General features: G+C 23.8%; 7 protein-coding genes. 4 read left to right on the top strand and 3 right to left on the bottom strand.

Going from position 1 to position 6,412, the window contains the following annotated elements; translation table 11 throughout:
• Positions 1 to 257 precede the first annotated feature (257 nt).
• The 3 genes from Q0H31_RS06900 to Q0H31_RS06890 all read left to right on the top strand — a co-directional run bounded on the left by Q0H31_RS06900 (position 258) and on the right by Q0H31_RS06890 (position 2,411).
• The gene (locus tag Q0H31_RS06900) at positions 258 to 569 is read left to right on the top strand and encodes a hypothetical protein (protein WP_014932548.1); all 312 of its coding nucleotides are present in this window, start codon (positions 258 to 260) and stop codon (positions 567 to 569) included.
• Between the two features lie 254 nt (positions 570 to 823).
• Positions 824 to 1,615: a Cof-type HAD-IIB family hydrolase gene (locus Q0H31_RS06895; RefSeq protein ID WP_295296682.1), complete on the top strand. Its 792-nt coding sequence runs from the start codon at positions 824 to 826 to the stop codon at positions 1,613 to 1,615.
• On the top strand, positions 1,608 to 2,411 hold the full coding sequence (locus tag Q0H31_RS06890; RefSeq protein WP_295296680.1) for a Cof-type HAD-IIB family hydrolase: 804 nt from the start codon (positions 1,608 to 1,610) through the stop codon (positions 2,409 to 2,411). The genes Q0H31_RS06895 and Q0H31_RS06890 overlap by 8 nt, the downstream gene beginning before the upstream one ends.
• A 2-nt stretch (positions 2,412 to 2,413) precedes the next feature.
• Here the strand turns inward: Q0H31_RS06890 and Q0H31_RS06885 are convergent, their stop codons facing one another.
• Both Q0H31_RS06885 and Q0H31_RS06880 read right to left on the bottom strand, forming a co-directional pair.
• Positions 2,414 to 3,790: a phosphohydrolase gene (locus Q0H31_RS06885; protein WP_295296679.1), complete on the bottom strand. Its 1,377-nt coding sequence runs from the start codon at positions 3,788 to 3,790 to the stop codon at positions 2,414 to 2,416.
• Positions 3,791 to 3,793: 3 nt separating this feature from the next.
• Positions 3,794 to 4,405 (bottom strand): hypothetical protein, encoded by a 612-nt coding sequence (locus Q0H31_RS06880; RefSeq protein WP_295296676.1) that lies wholly within the window; start codon positions 4,403 to 4,405, stop codon positions 3,794 to 3,796.
• A gap of 139 nt (positions 4,406 to 4,544) precedes the next feature.
• Between Q0H31_RS06880 and Q0H31_RS06875 the strand changes: the two genes are divergently transcribed.
• A complete protein-coding gene (locus Q0H31_RS06875) occupies positions 4,545 to 5,882 on the top strand; it encodes a TonB-dependent receptor (protein WP_295296674.1) in 1,338 nt (445 codons plus the stop codon).
• A 22-nt stretch (positions 5,883 to 5,904) separates the two neighbouring features.
• Here the strand turns inward: Q0H31_RS06875 and Q0H31_RS06870 are convergent, their stop codons facing one another.
• Positions 5,905 to 6,399: a TspO/MBR family protein gene (locus tag Q0H31_RS06870; protein ID WP_295296672.1), complete on the bottom strand. Its 495-nt coding sequence runs from the start codon at positions 6,397 to 6,399 to the stop codon at positions 5,905 to 5,907.
• Positions 6,400 to 6,412 lie beyond the last annotated feature (13 nt).

The following is a 6,412-nucleotide window of genomic DNA, read 5'->3' as shown; positions in this document are numbered from 1 at the left end:
CATCGCATCGCATCGCATCGCATCGCATCGCATCGCATCGCATCGCATCGCATCGCATCGCATCGCATCGCATCGCAACAAATTTAAACTTTTTATTTAAAATATTTTTTCATAGCTGTTATCATCGTATAAACCGTTCCATATCATTATTGCATAATTTTTTAATGCTTTCAAAACTCATTAGTTTCAATACTGTTCAAAAAATCGTAGATAAAACAAATTTTATCATAAATAATTATTTTATAAGGAGTTCTATCATGAACAAGAAAAACATAATAGCTTTTATTGCTGTATTATCTATTTTTTTAATTTTTACGGGATGTAAAACTGTTTCAACTGCTTCTGTAATCCCGCAATCATTGCAGCTTAGCGGAAGCGACATCACTGTAGGAGAGGTATTAATAGCAGAAATGCCGTATTCAAATGATGAAAATCTAAAAGAACAATTAATAGCAAAAGCTTTAAAAGATTCTAAATACGATTTTTTAATAATGCCAAGATATGAAATAGTGCAGGTTGGTTTGTCTAAGAAAATGAGAGTTATAGGAAGAGGCGCAAAAGTTAAATAAATAGCATATAGCATATTAATAAAATTTTTAATAAAATTTATTTAATAGTATTACTTTTCTAAAATATAAGCAACGTCTAAACGGCATTACAAGAGGCGAGATAATATCAAGCCTCTTTTATTTTTTATTTAGCAAAATATTATTTACTTGTTTTAGCAAAGAAATTAAACATTTAATAGTAATATTTATTTTTGTATTCATTCACTAATAAAAAGATGCTTGAATTAGATTGTTTTTATGGTATTATATAAGGCATGCATAATATAAAATTAATAGCTACAGATTTAGACGGTACGCTTCTTAATAATGATAGCGATATAAGCGATTATAATAGAGATGTACTTAAACATTGCATTAATAAGGGAATAGAACTTATATTTGCAAGCGGAAGACCTTTTGACGGACTTAAAAGATATAGTAAATATTTGGATAATAATAATTATTCTATAGTTTGTAATGGTTCTGTTATTACTGATAGTGAAGGCAATATTGTGTATAATGAAGTCATTAAAGAAAAAGATGTATTTTATTTAATGGATATAGCAAAGAGTTATGATGATGTTTATTTGCATGTTTATAATGGAAATCAATATATAGTATCTGAAGAGGACATGTATTTTAAAAATTATGCTCAAAAAGAAAATATTACTGATGTTGTTATAGGCTTTGACATGGTTGATAATTATAATTTTAGTAAGATGTTATTTATTGGAGAGAACAATGTACTTTCTAATCTTGAGACTTATATAAGAGATAATATAGATGTTCACACTTCATTTTCGCATCCTAATTTTTTGGAGGTTTTAGCTTCGGGGATAAATAAAGGTACTGCTTTGAAATGGTTATGTGATAAAAAGGGGATTGATAGAGAGAATGTAATAGCTTTTGGAGATAATTATAACGATATAGAGATGATTGAGTTTGCGGGTATTGGGGTTGCTATGGAAAATGCTGAGGATATTTTAAAACAAAGTGCTGATTATATTGCTTTAACTAATGAAGATGATGGGGTAGGTAAATTTTTGAAGGAAATTATTTATGAATAACAATATAAAATTAATAGCTACAGATTTAGATGGTACTTTTCTTAATGATGATAGCAAAATAACTGATTATAATAAGAATATTTTAAAGAAACTTATAGACAAAGGTATTGAGATTGTAATTGCTACAGGCAGACCTATATCTTCTATGGACTTTTATTATAAAGAATTAGAAAATAATAGTGAATCTGTAGTATTTAATGGGGCTATGGTTGTTGATAATAATTTTAATTGTATTTTCAGCAATCCTTTGAAAAGAGATATAGCGTATAAAATAATAGAACTTTATAAAGAAAAATACATAAATAATACTTCATTAAATATCTATTCTATGAAAGAATATATAGTGGCAAAAGATAATTTTAAATTTCGCACTCATACAGAAAAAGTTGATAAAAAAAATAAAATAGTTGGATTAGAAAATTTTAATGATAATATTGAAGTTCAGAAGATGATTATACTTGGAGAAAATGATATACTTATAGATATAAAAAATACTATTGATAATTTATTTGCAGTTCATACTTCTTTTTCTGATCCGCATTATTTAGAGATACTTTCAGCAGATGCAAATAAGGCTAATGCTTTGAAATGGTTATGTAATAAAAAAGGCATCGATAGAAAAAATGTTATTGCTTTTGGTGATAATTATAATGATATAGAAATGATTGAGTTTGCAGGTGTTGGCGTTGCTATGGGAAATGCTGAAACAGATGTAAAAAAAAATGCTAAATATATAGCAGATACAAATGAGAACAATGGAGTAGGTGTCTTTTTAAAAGATTTCTTTAATTTGTAGAGCTAATTCAATTTTATTTCATAAGTTTCAGATAAGTAATTAATAAATAAATCTAATATAATAGGGTCTAATTTTATTTCTTCTGCCATTAGTTTATCTTTTATATATATTAATACATCTTCTACTTTTTCTTTTTTCTTTGAGTTCATAAATAGTAATACATCAAATATATCTACTATTTCTAATATTTTTGAAGGCACATAGGCATATACTTCGCCTTTTATAAAATCTTCTGCTTCAAATGATAATATATTATCTGGATATTTATTATTTGAGAACTGTTTGATTAGATTATTTTTTGAATATCCATAATAATCGTGATGAAGCCCTACTAATAATGATACATCATTTTGGAAGTTTAAAGTTTTCTTTATGAAATTATATCCTTTTAATGCATGTAAGTCTTGATTATTGTCTGTATCTTTTAGAAAATTATTCATAGGTACAGAGTCAAATATTTTTAATAGACCTATATCATGATATAATGCTCCTATAGAAAAATTAATGATTTCAGTATTGCTAAATTTTCTTATTCCAAATTTAAATACTCTTTCTAAATTATCTATTGGTATATCACTTTCAAAATGTGATATTATTTTTTTATATTTATTCATATATTTGCTTTTATATTCCAATCTTAATTTATTAGAAAGCCTATTTTTAAACTCTTTATTGTAATATAGCATAAACTCTATCATCATTAAAGCAGTTCTGTTGCTATGTGATATCATATTAATATCTTGAAAGTCGGTATTATCAAAAATATAGCTAAAAATATGATTATGCTCTAAATAAGAAACTATACTGCTCATTATATGATATATATACATATCCTTTTTATCTACTTTATTTCCTATAATTATAGATTTTTTTATTGCCTGTATATATTTTATAAAATCAGTTCTTATTAGTATTCCTATATCACTTAATATTCTATCTATCAAATACAATATATCTATATTTATTTCTTTTGTTGATTTTAATTCAGATTTTAATTTATCAACATTTGGCTCTAAAAATAAAAAACGCTTTTCATATTTTTCTTTGCATATTTTTTTTAAAGTTTCATTATTTTCATCTTTCAGCTTATTGTGGTATGGTATGCAATTTAAATAGATATGATAAAAATATTCAGCTTCATTAAATTTTTCTTTATCATAGATTTCTTTTTCATCTAATAATACATTAGTGTAAAATTTAGAATTCTTTAATAATGTATTATTATTTTTTATTTCATCTATAAATATATCAATAGCCTTACCTTCAAAATAAGTAACTATTCCATTCATGTTTTGACATTTTATAGTAATGTCATCATTATATATTTTTGTTTTTGATATTATTATGGTCTCAAATTCTATTTCATAGTATTTATCCATAATTTATTCCATCATATTTAATATTTCTTCTATATGCTTTAATTGTCTATCAGCTGTTTTATTATAATCTATTTCTCCAAGTGCTATTTTGTATGCTTTGTCTATTAAATTATCCATTTCTAACTTTGATTTATTTTTCATTACTTTTTGAGCTAAATCCTTAGTGATTACCCATCTTTCTTTAGCTAAATTATAAAAATAAACAGCATATTCAAAACTCTTTTTTATATCTTCATCAAACTGTGAATTATAAAAATAATAATTTTGTTTATCATAAAGACCTGCTAAATATATATAATTTTGAGTGATAAGATAATTAAATTGCATATGCATAAGGTCTTTATATTTAGTATAGGCTTCTTCTGTTTCTATTATTGTTAATGCTCTGTTTACAAAATCAAAAGGGGCATTTAATGCTCTTTCTAAATAGTCAACATTTCTAAGCAAATCATATTCAGCATAATATGAAGGAAGAGAATAGAGCCTATAATAATCTTCAGCATAAACTATATAGCCATAATCTTTTTTTTCTATTATAGTAGAGCGTTTCATATCTATTTTAGGGTATAGATTACTAATAGATAAAATTATAAATAATATAATTAATTTTTTCATATATCTTATTATATGATATCGGTATAAAAAAACAATTCTTTATTACAATTAATTTTTTGATTTATTTTATTATTATAATATTTTTTTGTTATATATAATTACAGTTGATAAATTTTGGTAGTTTTTGTAATATTGATATATGAAAAGATTTTTATTATTGTTATTAATTATAATTAATGTTTTTTCTTATGATTTATTTTCATACATAGAAGAGAATACTGATAATATAGAAGATGGCACTAATTTTGAAAATATAGAAGAAAACACTAATAATTTTTTTGATAGTTATTTAATTATTAGAAAAAATGATATTAAATCTTCTAAATCTAAAAATTTAGCAGAAATTATAAAAGAGTTCAGCAATATTAATATAAAAAATAAAAAAGTATATTCTCAATCTACTTTTATAATTAATGGAAAAAGGCTAAATGATGAAGAGAAGAAGATATATTTATTTTTGTACGATAAAAATAATATAGATTCTATTGATATAAGATATAATATTTATGATGGAAATATAATTTATAATATAGTTACTTCTAGATATTCTCAGGGTGAAGAATTGATTTATAAAAACATATTGGAAGGTGTTTCTTTAGAAGTTACGAATCAGAAAATATCTTACAAGAAAATAGAAACCAATTCAAGCAAAACTTATGGTAAAATAAATGTATTTAATTATAAGATAAAAAAAGATGATAACTCGCTTAATTTTAAATTGGATACATCTGGAGAGGAGAAGGGATTTAGCGGAAGAAAGAGTAAGAATGCAGATTTAAGAACATATTTAAAAAGCGATGTGAGTTTTAATTTGAAGCCTATAGATGAGATAAATTTTACAGGCAAATATTTTTTAGATTTACAAACAGATATAGGTTTACTCGGACAAAATGAAACCAATAATATAAAAAATCAAAATATATATCAAGGCGGTACTTTAGGAGTAAAATTACAGCCTATTAATTTTATAACAATAGAAAGTATGTATTTTGTAACAAGCAAAAAAGATACTTTAACTATTACAAACAATCGTTATTTAATGGCACAAGGAAATAAAACAACTATTACTTTTAATATTCCATTAGCCTCTATTAATTCGAGCATTAGATTAAAAGGAAATTATTCTTATCTTTCTGGTGAGAATACATATAATTTAAGCGTTAATAATAATTCGCTTCCGGGACTTCCAAAACATCAATTCAATACTTCTGTGGAATATGTTTATGGTATTAATTTAAATTATGAATATGCTCTGATGTTTAATGTTCAGTATATAGGAGATGATTATAATAATACTACTAAAAGCGACATAGATAAAGCTTATACCACTTTTGATTTGATATCTTCTTTTAATTATAAAAAGACCGTTTCTTTAAAATGCGGCATAAAAAATATTTTAGATATAAAATATGAAACTATAAAGGGCTATCCTATATCAAGCAGAGAATATTTTGCCGATATCACTGTAATTTTTTAACCCTTTATAGTTTGTTTATTGTTTAATTAAATATTAATACATGCAAAGTTAAGTAGCTTGCAAATAGGCACCATAAAATATATGGTATTAATATATAACTTGCAGCTTTAGATATGGTTTTGAATTTTATTATTGTAATTATAATAAGTATATCTAAAATTATTATTTCTATAAAACCAAATAATGGACTTTTTAATCCAAAGAATATATAAGTCCAAAACATATTTAAAATAAATTGAATAATAAAAAGAAATATGTAGTTTTTAATTTTTTTCTTTATTTCTAAATCTTGTTCATCTATATATTTATTTATTATAATAGCTATTGAAATACCCATTAAAACATATAATATACTCCAAGCTATAGGAAACATTATATTTGGAGGATTTAGAGGGGATCTATTTAAAGAATTATACCATGAGAAGTTATCAGCTTTAACAGATATTCCAGCTAAATATCCCATAAGTAAACAAATTGCAATAGTTATAATAGGAATTATAAAGTATCTTTTTTTCATTTTATACTCCTTA

This window comes from uncultured Brachyspira sp., assembly GCF_934747485.1.
Taxonomy (GTDB): domain Bacteria; phylum Spirochaetota; class Brachyspiria; order Brachyspirales; family Brachyspiraceae; genus Brachyspira.
This window is presented reverse-complemented; position numbering and strand designations above follow the sequence as displayed.